24 protein-coding genes and 1 other RNA gene are annotated in these 20110 nt (G+C 42.5%); 6 read left to right on the top strand and 19 right to left on the bottom strand.

Annotated elements, in window-relative coordinates; genetic code table 11:
• Window positions 1–34 precede the first annotated feature (34 nt).
• Together KXD37_RS04400 and KXD37_RS04395 are read right to left on the bottom strand one after the other, a co-directional pair.
• The gene (locus KXD37_RS04400; RefSeq protein WP_069487325.1) at window positions 35–1960 is read right to left on the bottom strand and encodes an ATP-dependent DNA helicase; all 1926 of its coding nucleotides are present in this window, start codon (window positions 1958–1960) and stop codon (window positions 35–37) included.
• Window positions 1961–2062: 102 nt separating this feature from the next.
• Window positions 2063–2257, bottom strand: a complete 195-nt coding sequence (locus KXD37_RS04395; protein WP_103671822.1) for a hypothetical protein — start codon at window positions 2255–2257, stop codon at window positions 2063–2065.
• Between the two features lie 161 nt (window positions 2258–2418).
• Between KXD37_RS04395 and KXD37_RS04390 the strand changes: the two genes are divergently transcribed.
• Window positions 2419–2571, top strand: coding sequence for a YpzG family protein (locus KXD37_RS04390; protein WP_003153548.1), 153 nt, complete (start codon window positions 2419–2421; stop codon window positions 2569–2571).
• A 52-nt stretch (window positions 2572–2623) separates the two neighbouring features.
• Here the strand turns inward: KXD37_RS04390 and KXD37_RS04385 are convergent, their stop codons facing one another.
• The 9 genes from KXD37_RS04385 to KXD37_RS04345 form a co-directional block, all read right to left on the bottom strand.
• On the bottom strand, window positions 2624–3781 hold the full coding sequence (locus KXD37_RS04385) for a class I SAM-dependent RNA methyltransferase (RefSeq protein WP_202647425.1): 1158 nt from the start codon (window positions 3779–3781) through the stop codon (window positions 2624–2626).
• 98 nt (window positions 3782–3879) lie between these two features.
• Window positions 3880–4261: RNase P RNA component class B (rnpB, locus tag KXD37_RS04380), an RNA gene on the bottom strand.
• 66 nt (window positions 4262–4327) lie between these two features.
• On the bottom strand, window positions 4328–4624 hold the full coding sequence (gpsB, locus tag KXD37_RS04375; protein WP_010334692.1) for a cell division regulator GpsB: 297 nt from the start codon (window positions 4622–4624) through the stop codon (window positions 4328–4330).
• 78 nt (window positions 4625–4702) lie between these two features.
• A complete protein-coding gene (locus KXD37_RS04370; protein WP_024121823.1) occupies window positions 4703–5248 on the bottom strand; it encodes a DUF1273 domain-containing protein in 546 nt (181 codons plus the stop codon).
• 89 nt (window positions 5249–5337) lie between these two features.
• Window positions 5338–5565, bottom strand: coding sequence for a spore coat protein CotD (cotD, locus tag KXD37_RS04365; RefSeq protein WP_081638329.1), 228 nt, complete (start codon window positions 5563–5565; stop codon window positions 5338–5340).
• Window positions 5566–5650: 85 nt separating this feature from the next.
• On the bottom strand, window positions 5651–5779 hold the full coding sequence (locus tag KXD37_RS04360; protein ID WP_003230707.1) for a hypothetical protein: 129 nt from the start codon (window positions 5777–5779) through the stop codon (window positions 5651–5653).
• A 100-nt stretch (window positions 5780–5879) separates the two neighbouring features.
• The gene (locus KXD37_RS04355) at window positions 5880–7121 is read right to left on the bottom strand and encodes a ribonuclease H-like domain-containing protein (protein ID WP_263463255.1); all 1242 of its coding nucleotides are present in this window, start codon (window positions 7119–7121) and stop codon (window positions 5880–5882) included.
• A gap of 16 nt (window positions 7122–7137) precedes the next feature.
• Window positions 7138–9387: an ATP-dependent helicase MrfA gene (gene mrfA / locus KXD37_RS04350; RefSeq protein ID WP_263463254.1), complete on the bottom strand. Its 2250-nt coding sequence runs from the start codon at window positions 9385–9387 to the stop codon at window positions 7138–7140.
• 104 nt (window positions 9388–9491) lie between these two features.
• Window positions 9492–9998 carry a PTS glucose transporter subunit IIA gene (locus KXD37_RS04345; RefSeq protein WP_106020332.1) on the bottom strand — a complete coding sequence of 169 codons (507 nt, stop codon included), beginning with the start codon at window positions 9996–9998 and terminating at the stop codon, window positions 9492–9494.
• A 136-nt stretch (window positions 9999–10134) separates the two neighbouring features.
• On the opposite strand from KXD37_RS04345, the gene KXD37_RS04340 reads away from it, so the two are divergent.
• The gene (locus KXD37_RS04340) at window positions 10135–10554 is read left to right on the top strand and encodes an Hsp20/alpha crystallin family protein (protein WP_106020010.1); all 420 of its coding nucleotides are present in this window, start codon (window positions 10135–10137) and stop codon (window positions 10552–10554) included.
• 21 nt (window positions 10555–10575) lie between these two features.
• Here KXD37_RS04340 and KXD37_RS04335 read toward each other — a convergent pair whose 3' ends face one another.
• Window positions 10576–10950, bottom strand: a complete 375-nt coding sequence (locus KXD37_RS04335) for a YppG family protein (RefSeq protein WP_263463253.1) — start codon at window positions 10948–10950, stop codon at window positions 10576–10578.
• 187 nt (window positions 10951–11137) lie between these two features.
• On the opposite strand from KXD37_RS04335, the gene KXD37_RS04330 reads away from it, so the two are divergent.
• Window positions 11138–11326, top strand: a complete 189-nt coding sequence (locus KXD37_RS04330) for a YppF family protein (RefSeq protein WP_101864425.1) — start codon at window positions 11138–11140, stop codon at window positions 11324–11326.
• 34 nt (window positions 11327–11360) lie between these two features.
• Here KXD37_RS04330 and KXD37_RS04325 read toward each other — a convergent pair whose 3' ends face one another.
• The gene (locus KXD37_RS04325; protein ID WP_024121830.1) at window positions 11361–11732 is read right to left on the bottom strand and encodes a YppE family protein; all 372 of its coding nucleotides are present in this window, start codon (window positions 11730–11732) and stop codon (window positions 11361–11363) included.
• A gap of 45 nt (window positions 11733–11777) precedes the next feature.
• On the bottom strand, window positions 11778–12023 hold the full coding sequence (locus KXD37_RS04320) for a DUF5446 family protein (protein ID WP_095713163.1): 246 nt from the start codon (window positions 12021–12023) through the stop codon (window positions 11778–11780).
• Between the two features lie 197 nt (window positions 12024–12220).
• Here KXD37_RS04320 and sspM point away from each other — a divergent pair, with 197 nt between their 5' ends.
• Complete coding sequence (sspM, locus tag KXD37_RS04315; RefSeq protein WP_010334703.1) at window positions 12221–12325, top strand: acid-soluble spore protein SspM; 105 nt, start codon at window positions 12221–12223, stop codon at window positions 12323–12325.
• Window positions 12326–12350: 25 nt separating this feature from the next.
• Here the strand turns inward: sspM and KXD37_RS04310 are convergent, their stop codons facing one another.
• Window positions 12351–13313 carry a DUF2515 domain-containing protein gene (locus KXD37_RS04310; RefSeq protein ID WP_095713164.1) on the bottom strand — a complete coding sequence of 321 codons (963 nt, stop codon included), beginning with the start codon at window positions 13311–13313 and terminating at the stop codon, window positions 12351–12353.
• 40 nt (window positions 13314–13353) lie between these two features.
• Between KXD37_RS04310 and recU the strand changes: the two genes are divergently transcribed.
• Both recU and KXD37_RS04300 read left to right on the top strand, forming a co-directional pair.
• Entirely contained in the window at window positions 13354–13974 is a 621-nt protein-coding gene (gene recU / locus KXD37_RS04305) for a Holliday junction resolvase RecU (protein WP_044155259.1), read from the top strand.
• Between the two features lie 21 nt (window positions 13975–13995).
• Window positions 13996–16740 carry a PBP1A family penicillin-binding protein gene (locus KXD37_RS04300; protein ID WP_188323086.1) on the top strand — a complete coding sequence of 915 codons (2745 nt, stop codon included), beginning with the start codon at window positions 13996–13998 and terminating at the stop codon, window positions 16738–16740.
• 73 nt (window positions 16741–16813) lie between these two features.
• Here KXD37_RS04300 and KXD37_RS04295 read toward each other — a convergent pair whose 3' ends face one another.
• The 4 genes from KXD37_RS04295 to asnS all read right to left on the bottom strand — a co-directional run bounded on the left by KXD37_RS04295 (window position 16814) and on the right by asnS (window position 20067).
• The gene (locus KXD37_RS04295) at window positions 16814–17308 is read right to left on the bottom strand and encodes a YpoC family protein (RefSeq protein WP_255003232.1); all 495 of its coding nucleotides are present in this window, start codon (window positions 17306–17308) and stop codon (window positions 16814–16816) included.
• Entirely contained in the window at window positions 17305–17964 is a 660-nt protein-coding gene (nth, locus tag KXD37_RS04290) for an endonuclease III (protein WP_010334708.1), read from the bottom strand. Before nth ends, KXD37_RS04295 begins: the two co-directional genes overlap by 4 nt.
• An 18-nt stretch (window positions 17965–17982) precedes the next feature.
• A complete protein-coding gene (gene dnaD / locus KXD37_RS04285; protein ID WP_185848882.1) occupies window positions 17983–18681 on the bottom strand; it encodes a DNA replication protein DnaD in 699 nt (232 codons plus the stop codon).
• 93 nt (window positions 18682–18774) lie between these two features.
• Window positions 18775–20067 (bottom strand): asparagine--tRNA ligase, encoded by a 1293-nt coding sequence (gene asnS, locus KXD37_RS04280; RefSeq protein WP_095713169.1) that lies wholly within the window; start codon window positions 20065–20067, stop codon window positions 18775–18777.
• Window positions 20068–20110 lie beyond the last annotated feature (43 nt).

Here is a 20110-nt window from a genome sequence, read left to right as displayed (position 1 = left end):
AGCTGATGATCATGGATCATCAGCTTTTTCGTGATTACATCATATGCGGTTCAACAGGTAAGACCTTTTTCACTTCATCAATGATGCGTTCATTTTCTCCGCCCGCATAAATATGAATCGAGCCGCTGTCTTGATTTGAGCGAATCAGACGGCCAATCCCCTGCCGCACTCGCAACAGCATATACGGAAGGTCAACCTCTTCAAACGGGTCTTTTCTCGCACTGTTGCGTTTTGCCGTAAATACAGGGTCATGAGGCGGAAACGGCAATGACCAGATCGTGACATTCTTCAATGCGTCACCAGGAATATCAAGCCCTTCCCATAGGTGAACTGAACATAAAACCGTTTCCTCTTCCCCTTGGAATTTTTCTACTAAGCTGCTGATTTCCTCGTCGCCTTCAAAGTAAATCGGATACGGCAGCTCCCAAGCAGCTGCGAGCTCCTTAAACTCGTTTAATTCCTCAAAAGACGGGAAGAGCACCAGCGTTCTGCCTTTATAGTGCTTAATTGTCTCTATTGTTTGAGCTGTTTTTTGTTCTGCGCTCATTTCTGTTTTCCCATAAAGGGTAACGGTCATTTGTTCGTCATAATCATAAGGAGAATCAACCGTTAACGATAAGTAATCGTGAATCCCCAGACTGTCCGCAATATAGTCAAACGAACCGCCTTCTGACAGCGTTGCAGAAGAAAAGATATACGGAATTTTCTTTGAAAACACTTTCTCGCCAAGCACTTCTGCTACTGTTCTCGGCATCACGACAAAGGTGGATTCCGCTTCCTTTTGCTCCAGCCAGCTGATCGCATCCTTTTGATATAAAGATAATGAATACGCCATTTGCTCAACGTATTCCTCTACGACTGACAGCTCGTATTGATCAATGGTGTACATTTCTGACTCAAATACGAGTGCTTCACCAATTTTATCAAGCAAACGGCACAGCTCGTCCGCCGCCTTTTTGACACGCTGATCATTCTTTATTTCCAAACGGTGCGACCCGGCAACTTCTCTTGATTCTTCAGAAAGAACATAGAAAAATTCGTCGTTTGCAGCAAGTGCGTCTTCTATCAATTCAGCAAATTCTTCTCTAATGTCATTTTGAAGCAAACGTTCTAAAAATAATTCGAGAGTTGATTGCTTGACTCTGTAGGTTAATGCTTTTTGCGCAGCAAACTCTAACAGATGCCCTTCATCAAATACAACCGCACTATGATCAGGCAGCAGCGGCAGCTGTCCCTCCCGTTTGCGCGATTCTTCCGTCCATACATGTTCCATATAGAAATCATGAGAACAAATGATCAAGTCTGTTGACTTGCGATAATAATCTCTTGATAGCGTCAAGCCGCATCTATGTCTCATATCACATGTCAGGCAATCTTGAAACGAGTCGTAGCTTACTTGCGACCATTCTTCATTCGAAAGGTTAGCGTACTGCTTTCGGTCACCATATGGATAAAACCGCTGCATGGCCTGTGACTCATGGACAAATGACGGTAAAGCTTCATAAAGATCAAGCCACTTTTCATCATCAGATCGCTGCATTGTTTTTTCAAGCTTTTTCAAGCATAGATACTGCTCATGTGATTTCGATAGCCTTGTGTCAATCTTAAGATCCAAATGTTCAGCCAGCTTCGAAATGTCTCCCTCTTTTTTCACGAGCTGTTCGATTAGCGTTTCATCAGCACAAGCGATAATAGCGGGTTTTCCGACATATCTTGCATAACTGATCGCAAAAAGAAGGTAAACAAGTGTTTTCCCCGTTCCTACTCCGGCTTCGGCAAACATGACTTTTTTCTCTTTAAAAGCCCGTTCCAGCTGAAAAGCCATGAACACTTGCTCATCTCGAAGATCAAACCCTTTTTCGGGAAGAATATCGTAAAACACGTCACCAATCCAATTGTTCAATTCTTCATAAAAATTCTTTGTTTTCGTTAAAGAAAAAGGCAAACGTGATGTTGTCACCCAGTTCCAACCCCCAACTATTCGGCATTCAGACCATCAATATTATCATTTCCCGCCGCTGAATACAATAAAAAAACTTGGCAGTGCCAAGCTTTTTGTGACTTACTTTCGGTTGATCACATGCGAGGATAAAAAAGGATGGTCTGTTGATTGAATATGTTCCACCGCTTTTTCTAAATTATTTTGCGCATGTGAAATCACAGACGGAGACGCATCATCAGCTCTGAGCTCCTTCAGCTCGTTTGCGGTTGCGTCAAGCGCCCTTTGAATGAGATTAAAATGTTCGCTGTTCAGCATGAGATCACCTCTAATTGAAATAATCATCATTGTATGCGAACTTTTCATTTTATATACATGCTTTCCGCATGTTATCACTGAAATGTGCACAAACTACATCCGATACTCCGTCATGGACTATCCGTCTTATCAACAATATTCTATCAGGGAGTGATGTTGACATGAGTTATAAAGACCGATTAGATCAGCATTCTGAACTGTTTCATCACAATTGGACGCGGCCTAAACGTTCTAAGTCTCAAGTAAACGGTCACACCGAAATGTCCCAAACCAACATTATATTAAGAAGTAACGCGAAAGCGCACCGTTGGTAACGATAGAATATGGCTGAAAGATGAAAGAAGACGCATCCAGAGCGTCTTCTTTTTATGCGTGTTCCGTTTTATTACGCTGAGGTCTTACTTTAGACCAGTACTGATAGTAATCCGTTTTAATAAAACCATTAAAGAGCTTTCGTTTTTTCGTTGCTTTTCTTCCATATGCTTCCTCAAAATTTTCATTTGAAGTCAGCATATACACAGACCACGTATCAAGCGGTTCGAACGCCTGTCCCATTTCTTTGTACATCTGCTCAACGGCTTTTTTCTCGCCGAGACGTTCTCCGTACGGCGGGTTTCCGACAATCACGCCAAACTCAAGTTTTGTAGTGAAGTCCTTTACCTGCATTTGTTTAAATTCGATTAATTCGCTCAGTCCCGCTTCCTCTGCATTTTCTTTTGCGATTTGCACCATCCGGTGATCTACGTCACTGGCGAAAATCGTAAGCGGCTGATCATAGTTTGCCTTTTCTTCGACTTCAAGACGTGCTTTGTCCCACAGATCTTTACCGATCCACTCCCAATCCTCTGAGACAAAATCGCGGTTAAATCCCGGGGCGATATTTTGGCCGATTAATGCGGCTTCAATCGCGATCGTTCCGGAACCGCAAAAAGGATCGACAAATGGACGGTCCGGAGTCCAATTTGTTAATTGCACCAAAGCGGCAGCAAGCGTTTCTTTAATGGGCGCTCCTCCCTGATCCACGCGGTATCCCCGTTTGTGGAGGCCTGTCCCTGACGTATCAAGTGTAATAACCGCCTGATCTTTCAATAAAGAAATTTCCACCTTATATTCGGCGCCTGTTTCTTCGATCCAGTCATTGGCTTTGCCGGACTGCAGCTTCAGCTTTTCAACAATCGCTTTTTTGACGATCCGCTGACAGTCGGGAACGCTTGCAAGTGTTGATTTAACGGATTTACCGATGACAGGGAATTTCCCGTTCTCCGGTATAAATGAACGCCAGTTAACCGCTTTCGTTTTTTCAAACAGCTCATCAAATGTTTTTGCTTTAAATGTAGCAACTTGAACTTTTACACGGTCCGCCGTTCTCAGCCAAAGATTCGCACGGCAAATCGCAAGCGCATCTCCTTCAAAGATAACTTTTCCGTTATCAACCTTGCATTCATATCCTAAGTCACGAACTTCTTTTGCAACTACAGCTTCAATGCCCATCGGCGCTGTTGCAATTAGTGTATACTTCTTCATCGTATCACCCTGTCTTTTAAAACTTTTCTCTCATCAAGATAAAAGCTCTCCTTATACGGGAGAGCTTGATTTCATCATTTAATTTAAGTGGTCTAACGTTCTGTAAGCCATGTTTTGTTCCATCGTACTGCAATCGGCTCATCACCTCGTACTCAGGCGGCAATCATCTATCTACAGAAAGCATTCTGTCCTTCTCTCCGTTGAATTCCGTCAAGAAGGTTCCCCTACCAAAATTTGGGTTTCTCGCTCGAGGGGTTTACCGCGTTCCACTCTCACCATTTCTAGTGAGACTTCGTCACTGTGGCACTTTCAAGGATACTCAGCCATATCCAAAGGACGTAGGCTTTTTTCCTGCCGTCAGCCTATCAAGGCTGCCCTAGCTTATGACTTCGCTAGGCACGAACACTACGGGCATCTCAGCACCGTGCGAGCATGGACTTTCCTCTACAGATTCAAGATCTGCAGCGATTACCCGAACGTTAAGAACATGAATTATTATATAACAACTGATTGTCATTTACAAGCGCCATTTTTTACAAGCGCAGATCAATCATAAAGCTTGCTGCCAAAAACATGCTTTTCTAAGTTAGACAGCCGTTTTAAGATATCAAAGTTCGTTGTGTTTGATTGCACTGGCTGTTTTTTGCTGGCTTCTTCAAGCTGTTTTTTCAGCTGCAAATTTTCCTGTTGCAGTTCTTCAATTTCTTGATGGAAGGTTTCATAATCCTTAATGATCATATCTAAAAATTTGTCAACGTCTTCTTGTTTGTAACCTCTAACGCCTGTTTTAAATTCTTTTTCCAAAATGTCTTTCGCAGAAAGCTTTACTTTATCAGCAAGCATCTTTTTCACCTCGTATCGTGAATCATCATCTTATATTTTTTCAGAAATCTGTACGATTGTCAAATTTCTCTTTCTTTGTTATGAGAAGCTGTCTTCCTCTACTGTCACTCTCAGATCATCCATTGTGATAAAGTAGATCGGATAGCCATCCTGTTCGCGTCTTTTTTCCGCTGTCTCAAGCATATACTTTGGGGAACCTGCCATTTCAGAGTCATATAAAAGCATAAGCGCGTCAGACTTATCAATGAAGAACTGATTTTTTTGTTTGAACTGAAGCGGGCTTTCATACGGACGATGAGTCAGGCTTTCCTCATAGTCCGCCTGGGCCAGAACAGCTTCATACAGTTCCTTATTCGGCTCTTTCCAGTTCTTTTCCTGCTCGTAAAATGGTGTGATGACAGCAACCTTTAAGTCAGGGTATTCTTCTTGCAAATCATATGCAACTTCGGCCGACCAGAGTTCCGTTCCAAGCTGCCCTGAAATTAAAATCCATTCTAATCCTTCATCCAAAAAAGCAATCAGCCGGTTCTTAATGGCTTTTTTTATGTAATACAGCGCCTTGTCATCCTGTTTAAATATCCCGAGTTCAAACGGTTTATATCCTGTTATTGCTAATACTTTCATCTTTTCACCTGCTTTAAAAAATGGGGCTCCCATTGGGCCCCATTTGATGTGCTGCGTTGGTTTACACCATCAAGCTGCACGTTTCCATACTAGTAATCGCAACAAGGTCTTCCTGCTTGAAAATGCTGATGCGTAGCCGGATCAACATTTGAGAAAGTGTGTGGAAAGTAGTGAACGTGCTGGAAATGCTGGTGATTTACGTTTGTTGTGTGCTGTGGGTGAATGTGCGGCACGATTGTTTTTGAAAACGTATGGTGTTCACAGCAATGAGTAGGATGGACAATCGGCGCCATCATGTGCGGTCTGCAGTGATGCATGATTTAAAATCCCCTTTCCATAAACTTTATTACAATACTAAGCTATGAAAAATAGAGGGTACATGTTCTGATGCAAAGACCTATTTTAAAAGTGTGCAATTAAGCTGTCTTTAAAGTTTGAAAATACGAAAGCAATCAAAAACACAACGACGAAGAACAAATAAAAAACACCCTTATACATACCAACTCTCCCTTTAAAAATAACTAACGTCATTTTACAGGATTCGCCGGTATTCTACAACAAAATCGATGTGAATCCAGCAAAAAAATTTCATGGCGAAAGAAGTCGTCTTTTGCGCTTTCCCGGGGAATATTTAAGAGGAATATTTCCTCTTCAGACGGGTAATTCTCACGTGCAGATTTTCCGTTTCTTTTTCTGATAAGGATGCCTCATCGGCAAGTAATTGTTCAACTGTATGTAAAGCTTTCCCGAATTCCTTTTTCTTATGCTCAAAATATTTCGCAAGCTCTATCGCTGAAGTGTACCTGCATTTTTGGTGCTGAGAATGAGATAGTTTCTCCCAAAGCGGGACTGCATCTTCTAGGCGGTTTTGTTTTTTGTACAGCATTGATAAATCTAAAAGGGCTCTGTCTTTATTTTCAAATGACTTTTCTTTAAGTCTTTCAAGCCGATTGACTGCTTGGCCTGTTTCCTTATGGGCCATAAACCATTTCGCCATTGCGTATGCTTCATCATGCTCTTTTGGCATATCAGAAGCGGAAAGAATTTTCTTTGACATATGAATGTACAGTGAAATTAACGACAGCACATCCATCTCGTTATGGTGCAGCACACCCTTTAAAAGATCCGGTTCCTGTGCCTTAATAAAATGAAAGTACAGCATCGGTGCCAAATAGCCCGGGGTGTCTTCTTTTCTGCGTACGCCAAGCTCTTCTTTTTCAACTGAGCCAAGCGACACGCGTTCCATTTTGTGCTTCCACAAACGCCTTGCTCCATGCAAGAGGTCAAAATGCCCGAATTCCGGGAGCTTCGGAACTCTGTCACGAATCAGTGTATGCCTTGTTTTTACCTGCGGCCAATCAAAAGCTTTTCCGTTGTAGGTAACAAGTGATGTAATATCAACCTCGCTTAAAAAGCTCTGATACAAGGCGACTTCATTCCCCGGTTTGGGCAGAAGATGCTGTTTGATTACCACTCGATCTTTATATACCCTTGCATGGCCGAGCAAAAAAATCGTATTGCCGGCTCCACCGCCAAGACCTGTTGTTTCTGTATCAAAGAAAAAGAGGCTGTTGTTTTCATATCCTTTTGAAGATAGTGTATGCGACAGGCTGCTTTTATTCCATAACGCGATGACTTCATCAAGCTCGGAAAAACAGTAATGTCCGTGCCGATGGGAGAGCGGATATTCTACTTCCCTGATCAGACAGTATTCATTCTCAAAGAAGAAAGGCTTCACGCCATAAGCCTCCCACTCTTTAAGAAACGGTATATCAGAGCGAATGTCTGAGGTCCCATTCTCTTCTATCTTGTGTTCTGCTTCCTCCAGCACCATATGCTTTTTCATACGCTGGAGTTTTCCTTTTAACGACATGCCTAACCTCCTTTCCTTATGACATTTGGTCCAACAGCTGCAAAATTCGTTCCTTGGCTTTTATTCCTTCTATTTCAGTACCTATACAAGACGGACAGCCATCATGACAAGGACATTGTTTTATCAGCCGCTTAGCCGCTTCATTAATGTCAGCAAACCGTGTAAAGACTTCCTCTGCCAAGCCGATTCCGCCCGGATAATGGTCATACAAAAATACCGTTGGCAAACCGGTATGGGCAGCTTTGATTTGCGAAACGACATGGACATCATTTCGGTCACACATAATATACACAGGGACAATATGCTGCAAAACATTCGATATGCCGAGAAGCAGCTGTTCGAGTGTCTTTTCTCCAATGTCTTCATCAATTGTTTTGATTTCAAGCCAAGCCGCACTCGTGTGGAGTTCTTCTTCCGGTAAATGGATAGGGCCTGATCCGATATTTTCAAAAGTAGTCATCTTAATCTTTTTAAAAATAGTGGGCAATGCATTTACCGTAACATCGCCGTAATGTAGGGATGTACGGCTCCTCTCTTTTGTTTTGTCAATTTCCAGCACCTTCAGCTGGACTGCCAGATTGGCATCCGTGTAATACTCCACATCAACTCTTCTGACATAAGCCTTTTTATGATCCCAATCAAGCTTTTCCACTTGGAATTGCACGCCTTCATGCAAATAAATCGCTTCATCATGAAGAAGCGTCATCGCACTAAACCGATCCATTTCACCGATGATTCTCACATTCGCAATATCCGTTTGATCGACAATGACCACATTTTCTTGTGAAGCCGAACGCAGACTGATATTGGAAGCAGGAAACGATTCGTTTGCCCAATGATAACGTTCCCCATTGCGGTGCAGGACATCTTCTTCCTGAAGGTACTCGAGAATATCACTGACGTCCAGCGGCCCAAACTCTTCATCGGCTTTAAAAGGAAGTTCATAAGAAGCGCATTTTAAGTGATCAACTAAAATAATTAGATTCTCCGGGTTGATTCTTGCCGATTCCGGCGAACGGTCAAAAAAGTATTCAGGATGGCGCACAATATATTGGTCAATCGGTGTTGAATTGGCGACCATGATAATCAAAGACTCACCGTGCCTTCTGCCGGCTCGTCCCGCCTGCTGCCATGCACTTGCCACACTTCCAGGATAACCCGTCATCACACACACTTGCAGCTGTCCGATATCAACACCAAGCTCTAAGGCATTCGTACTGACAACTCCTAAAATCTCGCCTTCTCTTAACCCTCTTTCGATTTCTCTCCGCTCTTTCGGAAGATAGCCTCCCCGATAGCCTCTGATTGACTTTGTCCCGATCTCTTTTTTCACAAGCTCTTGAATATGGCTTAAAATAATTTCCACCCGGACTCTGCTTCTGGCAAAAACAATGGTCTGCACTTTGTTCTTCAGGAACTCTTTCGCCAGCTCGTTTACTTCTACTGTTGCGCTTTTTCTGATGTTAAGCGGCTGATTAACAATTGGAGGATTATAAAATACAAAGTGCTTCCGTCCGCTTGGTGCACCGTTGTCATCGACCAGCCTCATTGAGTTTCCGGTCAGCTGCTCTCCCAATTCCTTTGGATTCGCGATCGTTGCCGAGGTACAAATAAAGATCGGGTCACTTCCATAAAACCGGCAGATCCGTTTCAGCCGGCGGATTACATTTGCCACATGGCTTCCGAATACACCGCGATACGTGTGCAGTTCGTCTATCACAATATATTTAAGATTTTCAAACAGACTCACCCATTTTGTATGATGCGGAAGAATTGCCGAGTGGAGCATATCAGGGTTTGTAATCACAATGTGCCCTGCTTTTCTGACTTTTTGTCTGATCGCTGGAGATGTATCTCCGTCATATGTAAAACTTTTAATATCAATGCCCATCTCATCAATGATTTCATTGAGTTCACTTTTTTGATCCTGGGCCAGCGCTTTAGTAGGAAATAAATATAACGCCCGGTTTGTATCGTCCTCAGCGATAGATTGCAGGACAGGCAGGTTGTAGCATAATGTTTTTCCGGATGCCGTAGGCGTTACAGTTACAATGCTTTCACCTTTTTGCACATATTGAAAAGCGGCATATTGGTGGGTATATAAGGCATCAATTCCTCTTTTGGAAAGGGCTGTTTTGAGTCTCTCATCTATACGTTCAGGCATCGGCCTTGTCCTTGCTTCACGAGGCTCAATTTCATGCCAGTTCACAACGTTTTCATTTCCTTTCAATTCAGAAATGAGTTCAGTCAGTGATTTCTTTTTCATTCTTTACACCTCTTTATCAAGTACAGTTTACCGAATATTTGTTTGCATGGCTAGGTGCAAATTTTATACAATCGGACAACAAAAAAGCAAGGCATCCGCCCTGCTTATTTCGCTCTTATTGTGAACAGCTTTGTTTCGCCTTTGTGTGCAGCCTTTTCGCCTGCAGGCTCTATTGTTTCCACAGCTTCCCCATTCATAATGACGATTGGGATGACTGTGCTGCTCGCTTTTTCTTTTATTAACTCCAAATCACACGTGATGAGCGGGTCGCCGACCTTTACTTTGTCACCTTCTTTAATATGAGCGGTAAATCCTTCTCCATTCATATTTACGGTTTCTAATCCGACGTGAATTAACAGCTCGATTCCCGAACGTGTCCGGATGCCCACGGCGTGTTTTGTATGAAACAGCTGAATCACTTCACCTTCAGCAGGTGAAACAATTTCACCATTAGAGGGTTCAACTGCAATTCCTTCGCCCATCATTTTTTGTGAAAAAACAGGATCCGGCACATCTGTCAGATCCATTACCGTCCCGTCTGCCGGAGAATAGATGACCTCTTCCGTAATTTTTTCCTCTGATTTTCCCATTCCGAATAATTTTTTCAGCAATGTGTTATCTCCCTTCCAATTCATCAACCGTTATCCCTTCATTCACCACCTATTTAACCACACTTTCAATTTCGCTTCAATTTATAACAACATCCGGCACAAACGCATAGTCTGATAAAAAAAGGGGGTGGCTCATTTGGAATGTAAAGATGACAAAAAGAATGAATTGTCTAAGAAAGAAGAGATCATCAATCAAGCAATGGACCATCTGTTTCAGTCTTCTGCATTAGGAAATCTTTTACATGGTTTTCAAAACTTGATCGACTCTAGTTTCAAAGATGTACAGACAACGATAGACGTCAGAGAAAGTGATGACGGGCTGTATGTCGATATCACAATTCCAGCAACGTTTCGAGATGGCGAGATTCTCATCGACATTAAGTCCCGGTACCTCCATGTAACGCTTCAGGAAAAACAGAAGGAGCAAAACGCCTCCACATTAACAAGCATGACAAGAACCGTACAGCTGCCTTATGAGGTACACAAGGAAGAAATGGTAACGTCATGGAGTGAGCAGACAATGACGCTTTTCTTCCCAACAAATAAGCATGAATGATTTGATTCATTCATGCTTCTGTTATTTGAAAAAGCTGGTAAATCCCTTTATTAATGAGCCGACTTGATTCATGGCACTCATGACTTGGCCTGTCGTATCCATCATTTTATTAAAGTCAAACTGCCCGTTCGCTTTTTTGAATTGTGACATAATACTTTGAACCTGTGAAGGCTGCTGCTGATTCGGTCTCGGAATAGGATAAGGATTAGGAAATACCGGCGGCTGCATAGGCATAGACTGAGGCGGAATATACGGCTGATAAAACTCCTGTTGTCCGTAATGCTGCGGAACGTACTGTTCAAAATGAACAGGCGCATTCTGCTGATAATATCCCTGCACTTGCTGAGGGTAATAATAACCCAATTGCCGAGGATCGTTTTGAGGTCTCCTTTTCATTGCGATTTCCCCCCTAGACTCAACAGTTTCTCTCCTATATATGTATGAATCATTTCTTTTGTTTGTGTCTGATGCCATCAAGCGTGTTTGTCAAATTGTGTCGAAAGTTTAAATTTTTTAAAAACAGAAAAAAGTCGAATCATTATGATACCATATTTTCAATACAGATGAGAGGGGATGCACCATAATGAACGTATCATACTTAAGCAAACGTTTTGCAGAAATGAAGAAATATGAAACAGACTGTGTGAATAAACTGATGGACTTTGCCAAGTTCCTCTATATTCAAGGACACCTCAACGCAACTGAATTTCGTAACAGTATGAAGGTTCTGGAAGCAAATGGAGCAGAAAGCCCGGCATATGAGCTGAATTAATGTCCGGCCCCCTATAATAAAAATGAAGACAGCCTTATTGGCTGTCTTCACTTGCAATTTCATCCCTCACTGTCTGCAATGTGTAAATGACTGATTCAGTGATGTCTTTGAATCGCTTTTTATGAATGTGATGAACATATGACTGAAGAATCAATTCCAGGAAATTATCTTTTGCGGTCTCTATTTGCTCAGCATGCACATATTTCGGGCGGCGAGCCTTTATAAATTCAAGCGTCCCTTCCGCCCAGTGAGCTGCCAGGGCATCATTCTCCTCCACAGCAGGCTTTATCGTCTCAAAAAAATCGTACGAATGGTTATTTTCTTTCCCTTCCTGATATCGTGCAGCACCAGTTTCAGCGGCTTCAATCATCTGCTCGGTAACTTTCAGCAATGTTTGTGGTTGCAACATCCTTCACCTCATAGCTTATCGTACCAAATTTTGCTCATAAATTCAGCCGATACGGTATACCTTGTCCACAGCATACCTCTCTTGAGGGGATCGGTACAGTTCGTTTATACATATATGAAGATCCATGATTTCTTCTTCCAGAACACTCAAACGTTCGTCCTCCGTTTCACGCATTTCAGCCTCGAATACATCTATAGAACGGCTAAGGCTCTGTTCAGCACAGTTTATTTCAGTTTCTATATCAGAAAGCATTCGGAGAATATCTGTCTTGCTTACGTAACCGGACATTTGTGTTCCTCCCTTTACTCTTCTCTCCCGGTTAAATTCTTTGCTCGCACGGCGCAATCCTTCCGCATGACAAAACTAGAAGCAAATCGCCAAACAAACAGGTATTCCACGAAAAGCTGAAGTTTTCGACAAAAAGACACGCAAAAATTGTATGATCCTCACGCTTAATGCACACGATACTTGTGAGGAGGTGCCGTATGAAATCTAGACCGAAAAAAGCCGGCCAGCAAAAAAAGACGGAATCAAAAGCAGTTGATTCTTTAGATAAAAAACTAGGCGGCCCGAACCGTCCTTCTACGTAAGAAGCAAGGAAATTCCTTGCTTCTTTTATTTCTTCAGCCAATGCTCCACCGCAAAGAGCGCATGCAGCTGACGTTTTTTATTTACATACCAGTCGGTCAATTCTATCTGCCGCGGCAATGCCTCCCGTGCAAAGAGGCCTTTCTTTATCTTTCCATGAAACCAATCTGTTTTCTTTCCGTCTAATGAGTGAGTTAATTCAGGGTAGCATGTCCTTAGCATAGGAGATGTCCTTTTTGTGATTCCGATCATTTTTTCCATATCAAAACGGGAGCCTGTATGCGGCACTGTGTGCAAAAAGTCATAAAAAGAGGAAAACAGTTCCGGACTGAACAGCAATTGTGACAGCTGTTTTCCGAGCCTTATCCTTTCTTCGGTTTTAGAAAAACGCTTGGCCGAAATACCGTAAAGAATGCCGTCTGAAGAAGGAAAAATAACGGTGTTGAAATGAAACCAGTCACTTAAATAAAAAGGAATCGTGCCAAAAACGTTCTTTTTGAACGAAGGATTTTGTATAATAGGTGTTTGGATAGTGTTTTGTTCATTTATAATGAGAGCATACATGAGCCGCTCCGTGTTTCGTTCATGCCAAAAACGGGTCCACTCTTCTGTCATAAATTGTGATACGCCAAACAATTGCAGATAGTTGAACAGGGGCTTCCCAGTTTTTACAGACCAGTGGTACAAAAGAAGCTGCGGATAGGCATCTGAAAAGATGAGCCAATTCGCTCTCTCGTAGGCCAAAAAGAACCACCTTTGCTGTGACTCACGCAGACCAAGCTGAAACAGACTGCCCTTTAAATCAGTCATTGACCAGCCGGCATTGCGTGAAACGAAGGAAGCTAAGAGTGACCATTTAATTTCTGGATGACGGTCATAGAATGCTTTGTAAGCATTCGTTCTTGAAATATTATCGGCGTTTTCGACTGCCGTCTGCCGTTCAATTCGGCGAAGAAGCTTTCTGATGGCCTGTTGTTCTTGCACGTTCATTCACTTCCGTCACTAATAGTTTAATAAGGAGGATGAGAAAGTGATTCGGTATCCTAACGGAAAAACGTTTCAGCCGAAACATCCGGTTTCATCCCAAAACAGTCATAAAAGAGCGCCATCTTACAGTAATCGCGGAATGACCCTCGAAGATGACTTAAACGAAACGAATAAGTATTATCTGACAAACCAAATTGCCGTGATACACAAAAAGCCGACACCTGTTCAAATTGTAAATGTCCATTATCCAAAAAGAAGCGCTGCAGTCATAAAAGAAGCCTATTTTAAACAATCATCGACAACAGATTATAACGGAATTTATAAAGGGCGGTACATTGACTTTGAGGCGAAAGAGACAAAAAACAAAACCTCTTTCCCCCTGCAGAATTTCCATGACCATCAAATTGAGCATATGAAGCAGGTAACGGCTCAAGACGGTATTTGTTTTGTTATTATATCCGCTTTCGGCCAGGTTTATTTTTTAGAAGCCGATAGGCTGTTTTATTTCTGGGAAAGAAAAGAAAAAAACGGCAGAAAATCCATTCGAAAAGATGAGTTAGAGGAAGCAGCTTATCCGATTTCTCTTGGATACGCGCCAAGAATTGATTATATTAGTATTATTGAGCAGCTTTATTTTTCGCCATCATCAAGTGCGAAAGGTTGATTAACGAAAGGTTGAGATGTTATGTCAGATCAATTTACGAGTCGTGAAGCTCGACGTAAAGCGAACAGCAAGTCGAGCCCTTCACCGAAAAAAGGCAAGAAACGAAAAAAAGGCGGATTGTTTAAAAAGACGCTATTCACTTTACTCATTCTGTTTGTTTTAGGCGTAGTCGGCGGTGCTGTAACATTTGCCGTCATGGTTTCTGATGCGCCATCACTGGACGAAAACAAATTGAAGACGCCTTATTCATCGACAATTTATGATAAAAACGGAAAAGAAATCGCTGAATACGGCTCCGAAAAGCGGTCCTATGTCTCGATAGATGAAATACCTGATGTCGTAAAAGAAGCCTTTATCGCGACAGAGGACGCACGTTTTTACGAACACCACGGGATTGACCCTGTCCGTATCGGAGGTGCCCTTGTCGCCAACTTTAAAGACGGCTTCGGAGCTGAAGGCGGAAGTACCATCACCCAGCAGGTCGTAAAGAACTCCCTTCTGTCACATCAGAAAACGCTGAAACGGAAGGTGCAAGAAGTCTGGCTTTCTATACAGCTGGAACGTAATTATTCTAAAGATGAAATTTTAGAAATGTATTTAAACCGAATTTATTTTTCTCCTAGAGCTTACGGAATCGGAAAAGCGGCGGAAGAATTTTTCGGCGTCACTGATTTAAGCAAATTGACAGTGGAACAGGCTGCGACACTTGCGGGTATGCCGCAAAGCCCGACGGCGTACAATCCCGTTAAAAACCCGGATAAAGCGGAAAAAAGACGGAACATCGTACTCAGTCTCATGAAAAAACAAGGATTCATTTCTGATTCTCAATATAACAAAGCGAAAAAAGTGGCAGTGAAAGATGAAGGCGTTGTATCACAGAAAGAATATGAAAAAACAAATTCAAATAAATACAGTGCGTTTGTTGAAGAAGTCATGAAAGAAATTGAAGAAAAATCTGATGTCAATCCAGGTACTGACGGATTAAAGATTTATACGACATTAGATACAAAAGCACAAGACAAACTTGATGAATTAATGGACGGAGACACTGTCGGATTTACTGAAGGCATGCAGGGCGGTGTAACGCTTCTCGATACAAAAACCGGAGAAGTCCGCGCGATTGGTGCGGGAAGAAATTCTACGGTTGGTGGCTACAATTACGCGACCCAAGCTCAGCGACAGCCTGGGTCTACCATTAAGCCTATTCTCGACTACGGTCCAGTTATTGAAAATAAAAAATGGTCCACATACGAACAAATTGATGACTCAGCTTATACGTATTCTGATGGAACACCGATCCGTAACTTTGACCACAAATATAAAGAACTAATGTCTATGCGTGAAGCACTTGCGCAATCTCGGAACATTCCTGCTTTAAAAGCATACCAAGCAGTGGGTAGAGATGCTGCTGTAGACTTTGCTAACGGATTGGGACTAGGATTAGATAAAGATAAAGTATATGAATCGTATTCTATCGGTGGATTCGGAAAAGGCAATGTTGGTGTCTCTTCACTGACGATGGCAGGAGCATACAGCGCCTTCGGAAATAACGGAACATATAATGAACCGCATTTTGTAAAGTCTATTGAATTTAACGATGGCACGAAGCTTGACTTAACACCAAAATCAAAGTCAGCAATGAGCGATTATACTGCGTTTATGATTACAGATATGCTGAAAACAGCTGTTAAGACAGGTACTGGACAGCTTGCACAAGTACCCGGTGTGGAAGTAGCAGGAAAAACAGGGACGACCAACTTTGAAGAAAGTGAAATCCAAAGGTACAATATCGCAAGCGACGGTGCCCGAGATTCTTGGTTTGTCGGCTACACACCGCAATATACAGCAGCCGTCTGGACGGGTATGGGAGAAAACGAAGCTGGAAAGAAATCTCTTTCAACTGAAGAGCAAAAAGTTGCAAAACGCATCTTCGCCCAGCTCATTGCCGATGTCGATGACGGAAGCGGATCATTTGAGAAACCTGATAGCGTAGTGGAAGCGACTGTGGAAAAAGGCTCTAATCCGGCAAAACTGGCAGGGCCGAATACGCCAAGCGATAAAAAGGTCACAGAGTACTTTGTAAAAGGTACATCCCCTTCTACTGTTTCTAAAACATATGAGAAAGAAGAGAAAGAAGAAACAGCAAAACTGTCTGGTTTAAATGTGAAATATGATAAAGATAATCAATCATTGACATTAAGCTGGAAGTACGACGGAGATGCGACCTTTGCTGTTAAGCAATCTGTTGATGGCGGCAGCTACTCTGAAGTTCAAAACAGCTCTGCAAAAGAAGCAGTCATTTCGGGCGTGCAGCCAGGCTCTGTATACAAATTCGAAGTGACAGCCGTCAGTGATGATGGCAAAAGTTCAGCGTCGACATCCTATGAAGTGCCAAAAGCCGAAGAGGATGAAGATAAAGAAGACCAGCAGCAACCGGATGATGAAAATAAAGATGATGAGAAGACTCAGGATGACACACAAACTGATGATTCTCAAACAGATGACAGTCAGACAGATCAAGATCAGACAGATGATTCAACAAACGATCAAGACAAAAAACAAGACAACACGAACACCAATCCGTCCGACAACAGCAACCAAGACCAATCTAACGATAACAGCAGCAATAACAACGGCCGCAAAGAAGAGGACGCGTCAGATGGTGACTCAACGGATGATTCATCAGGGTCTAATACAGATAAAAACAAAACAAATACATCTGACAATACACAAACGAATTCATCATCAACTGAAAAAACGAATTAAAGACAAAGCCATCACCCTTTTAAAGGTGATGGCTTTTTTCTGCACGATAAAACCTCCCTTTTTAGGGGAGGTTTTATCGATTCATCGCGTGATGCTTATAGAAATGCTTCTTCATTTCTGTAAAAAGTTCATCTAGCTGGATAAAGCAATGATACTGGGTCGGCTTCAGCAAAATGAACTCCACTCGTTCAGCCCAATTAATCGGCTTAGCCGGAAATGATTTCTTTGTCAGTTCTGACCAATTCAGCGATATCACCCGCTCACCCGCTGTCCAATGAAATGAAGCCAGTAAACATACAATCCCTTTAAGCATGTCGTTTTGGTCGCATCTGGACTTTCTTGTTTGAAATACAGGGAGAAGTGATTCTTTTGTTTCTTCCCACACTTGAAATAGATACGGAACGTACTTTCCGCTGTTTTCCCACGGCAATATGTCTTGCGTGGTCTCAGAGAAGTCAAAATACAAAGGATTGCCCCTTAATGCTTCCTTGGTATCGGTGAAGTCAATGTGGCCCAGACTGCGCAAATATTGCTCATAAGAAGCTAACAATTCATTCGCTGCCGTCATCGTTTCACCAGCCCTTTTTTATCTCTCTTCTGCCCTTCTCTGCACAGAGAAAGCAATGGACATTCCGCACAGCGCGGCGATTGTGCCTTACAGTGATATCTTCCGAAGAATATGAGACGATGATGGGTAACGGACCAATCTTCTTTAGGAACCTTGCGCATCAGTGTCTTTTCGACTTCCAGCACCGAATCCTTCCACCGGCAGATTCCCAGACGCTTGCTGACCCTCTCGACGTGTGTATCCACTGCAATGGCCGGTACGCCAAAGGCAACAGATACGACAACATTGGCGGTCTTCCGGCCAACTCCTGGGAGTTTCACAAGCTCATCACGGTCCTTCGGTACTTCTCCGCCATAATCTTCAATAATCATTTTACTCAGTTTCTGAATATTTTTTGCTTTATTACGGTACAAACCGATTGATTTGATATCCTGCTGAAGCTCTTCCAGAGAAACAGATAAATAGTCTTCCGGCCGTTTATATTTTTGAAATAATGTTTTGGTCACCCTGTTTACAAGTGCGTCTGTACATTGCGCAGATAATGCGACTGCCACCACTAATTCAAAAGGATTGGAATGAACAAGTTCACACTCCGCGTGGGGAAACATGTCGCCTATCTTCTCTAAACAGAATTCAATTTGTTTTAGATTTAACACGATTGTCACCTTTTCACTTTATTGTTCAAGCCAATTGTAAAAAGGAACCTGCCTCTTATACTCTTTTTGCGGTTCATTCTGTTTTGTTTGAACACGCCGGAATTTTTGGCTGTGGATTTTGGCCTGCTCCACTGTTCTCAGCCCGTTTTTCTTCCATTCAAACAAAATCCGGTCAATGTAGCGGAAGCTGAGTTTTCCTGATAATACAGCCTCTTTTAAAGCGTGTTTAATCAGCTGTGCATCATGCTGATCCTGATCCTGCCAAATGGCCAGCGTTTCACACTCCAAAGGAGATAACGGTCTTGCAAACTCTTCTTCAAAAATCGTATAAAGGCTTCTTTGTTCCCCTTCTGCTTTTCTTTCTTGTGTTTGATTCTGTGCAAGCTCTATATACTCATAGAGCTTGCCCCATAAAGGCTGGAGCGAATATTTCTCAAACTTGATGCCGTTTTGGTCTTCGCCTTCCTCAATAAACAGAAAACCCTTTTGGATAAACATACGCAATCTGTTTGTGCATTCTTCAACAGAAATCGTCATGCCTTCCTGCAGTTCATGCGGTGTAGGAAAATAAGATCCCTTTTCTAAATGCATTTTGATTTTCAACAGCAGAATCAGTTCTGTTTCATTAAGTCCAAGCTGTTTATAATGGGTCAGCAGAAGATTGGGGATCGTCGACATCCCCATCTCCTGCATATCAATAAATTGCTGTTTTTTCATCGTTACACCTCTTACTGTAAAGGATAGTGTTTTCCCCTTTACTGTAAAAAGTCTCCCTTGCAGGAGACTCTTTTTTTGTTTCATTTAAATGTATTACGGATACAGACGGTTCAACAGTCTTGGGAACGGAATTGTTTCACGTACGTGAGGCGCTCCGCTGATCCAAGCTACTGTACGCTCTAATCCAAGGCCGAATCCGGCATGTGGAACTGATCCATATTTTCTAAGTTCAGCATACCATTTATATGCGTCAGAATCCAGTCCATGTTCTTTAAGGCGCGCTTCCAAAAGTTCCATATCGTGAATCCGTTCAGAACCGCCGATGATTTCTCCGTAGCCTTCAGGCGCGATCAGATCTGCGCAAAGCACTACATCTTCGCGGTCAGATGCCGGCTGCATATAGAACGGCTTTAAGGACGTCGGATAGCGAGTGATGAAAACCGGTTTGTCATAGTGCTCGGCAATCGCTGTTTCATGAGGCGCTCCAAAATCGTCTCCCCACTCGATATCGTCAAAGCCTTTTTCTTTCAGAAAATCAACCGCTTCGTCATACGTAATTCTTGGGAACGGCGCTTTGATTTGCTCAAGTTTTGACGTGTCTCTTCCTAGTGTGTTTAATTCAATTTTGCAATTCTTAAGAACTGATTGCACGATGAAAGAAACGTAATTTTCCTGTACCTGAAGGTTTTCCTCAAATTCAACAAACGCCATTTCCGGTTCGATCATCCAGAATTCGATTAAGTGACGTTTTGTTTTAGATTTCTCTGCTCTGAACGTCGGTCCGAAGGAGAATACTTTTCCTAATGCCATCGCCGCAGCTTCCATGTACAGCTGTCCGCTTTGAGAAAGGTAAGCATCTTCATCGAAGTATTTTGTCGCAAAGAGCTCAGTTGTTCCTTCAGGCGCGCTTCCAGTCAAAATCGGCGGATCTACTTTTACGAAGCCTTCGTTATTAAAGAATTCGTAAGTCGCGCGAATGATTTCGTTGCGGATTTTCATGATCGCATGCTGGCGTTTTGAACGAAGCCATAAGTGTCTGTGATCCATCAAAAATTCCGTACCGTGTTCCTTTGGCGTAATTGGATAATCAGTCGCTTCGTGAATGACTTCAATATCTGTCACAGCTAATTCATAACCAAGCGGAGAACGCTCGTCCTCTTTGACAATTCCTTTTATATAGAGTGACGTTTCCTGCGTCACAGATTTAGCCGTTTGGAAAATGCTTTCTTCAACCTCCGCTTTTACAACGACACCTTGAATAAAACCTGTACCGTCTCTCAGCTGTAAAAACGCGATTTTCCCGCTTGAACGCTTATTAGCGATCCAAGCTCCGATCGTTACTTCCTCACCTACGTGCTTGTACACTTGGTTGATTGTTGTTTTCAAAATATTTCCCTCCAAAACAAGAAGACATTCGGAAGCTTTTGCC

This window comes from Bacillus sp. XT-2 (assembly GCF_025696525.1).
Lineage (GTDB): Bacteria > Bacillota > Bacilli > Bacillales > Bacillaceae > Bacillus > Bacillus halotolerans.
The sequence above is the reverse complement of the archived record's forward strand: the minus strand, read 5'-3'. Positions and strand labels throughout refer to the sequence as shown.

Excerpts from the sequence above, each read along its gene's own strand:
- KXD37_RS04370 (WP_024121823.1), bottom strand. The coding sequence starts at position 5,248 with ATGAAAGTATTAGCAATAACAGGATATAAACCGTTTGAACTCGGGATA.
- KXD37_RS04320 (WP_095713163.1), bottom strand. The coding sequence starts at position 12,023 with ATGTCCGGTTACGTAAGCAAGACAGATATTCTCCGAATGCTTTCTGAT.
- gpsB (WP_010334692.1), bottom strand. The coding sequence starts at position 4,624 with ATGCTTGCTGATAAAGTAAAGCTTTCTGCGAAAGACATTTTGGAAAAA.
- KXD37_RS04295 (WP_255003232.1), bottom strand. The coding sequence starts at position 17,308 with ATGACGGCAGCGAATGAATTGTTAGCTTCTTATGAGCAATATTTGCGC.
- KXD37_RS04360 (WP_003230707.1), bottom strand. The coding sequence starts at position 5,779 with ATGACGTTAGTTATTTTTAAAGGGAGAGTTGGTATGTATAAGGGTGTT.
- KXD37_RS04355 (WP_263463255.1), bottom strand. The coding sequence starts at position 7,121 with ATGTCGTTAAAAGGAAAACTCCAGCGTATGAAAAAGCATATGGTGCTG.
- cotD (WP_081638329.1), bottom strand. The coding sequence starts at position 5,565 with ATGCATCACTGCAGACCGCACATGATGGCGCCGATTGTCCATCCTACT.
- KXD37_RS04390 (WP_003153548.1), top strand. The coding sequence starts at position 2,419 with ATGAGTTATAAAGACCGATTAGATCAGCATTCTGAACTGTTTCATCAC.
- sspM (WP_010334703.1), top strand. The coding sequence starts at position 12,221 with ATGAAATCTAGACCGAAAAAAGCCGGCCAGCAAAAAAAGACGGAATCA.
- KXD37_RS04300 (WP_188323086.1), top strand. The coding sequence starts at position 13,996 with ATGTCAGATCAATTTACGAGTCGTGAAGCTCGACGTAAAGCGAACAGC.
- KXD37_RS04385 (WP_202647425.1), bottom strand. The coding sequence starts at position 3,781 with ATGAAGAAGTATACACTAATTGCAACAGCGCCGATGGGCATTGAAGCT.
- KXD37_RS04395 (WP_103671822.1), bottom strand. The coding sequence starts at position 2,257 with ATGCTGAACAGCGAACATTTTAATCTCATTCAAAGGGCGCTTGACGCA.
- KXD37_RS04310 (WP_095713164.1), bottom strand. The coding sequence starts at position 13,313 with ATGAACGTGCAAGAACAACAGGCCATCAGAAAGCTTCTTCGCCGAATT.
- mrfA (WP_263463254.1), bottom strand. The coding sequence starts at position 9,387 with ATGAAAAAGAAATCACTGACTGAACTCATTTCTGAATTGAAAGGAAAT.
- KXD37_RS04335 (WP_263463253.1), bottom strand. The coding sequence starts at position 10,950 with ATGAAAAGGAGACCTCAAAACGATCCTCGGCAATTGGGTTATTATTAC.
- KXD37_RS04330 (WP_101864425.1), top strand. The coding sequence starts at position 11,138 with ATGAACGTATCATACTTAAGCAAACGTTTTGCAGAAATGAAGAAATAT.
- dnaD (WP_185848882.1), bottom strand. The coding sequence starts at position 18,681 with ATGAAAAAACAGCAATTTATTGATATGCAGGAGATGGGGATGTCGACG.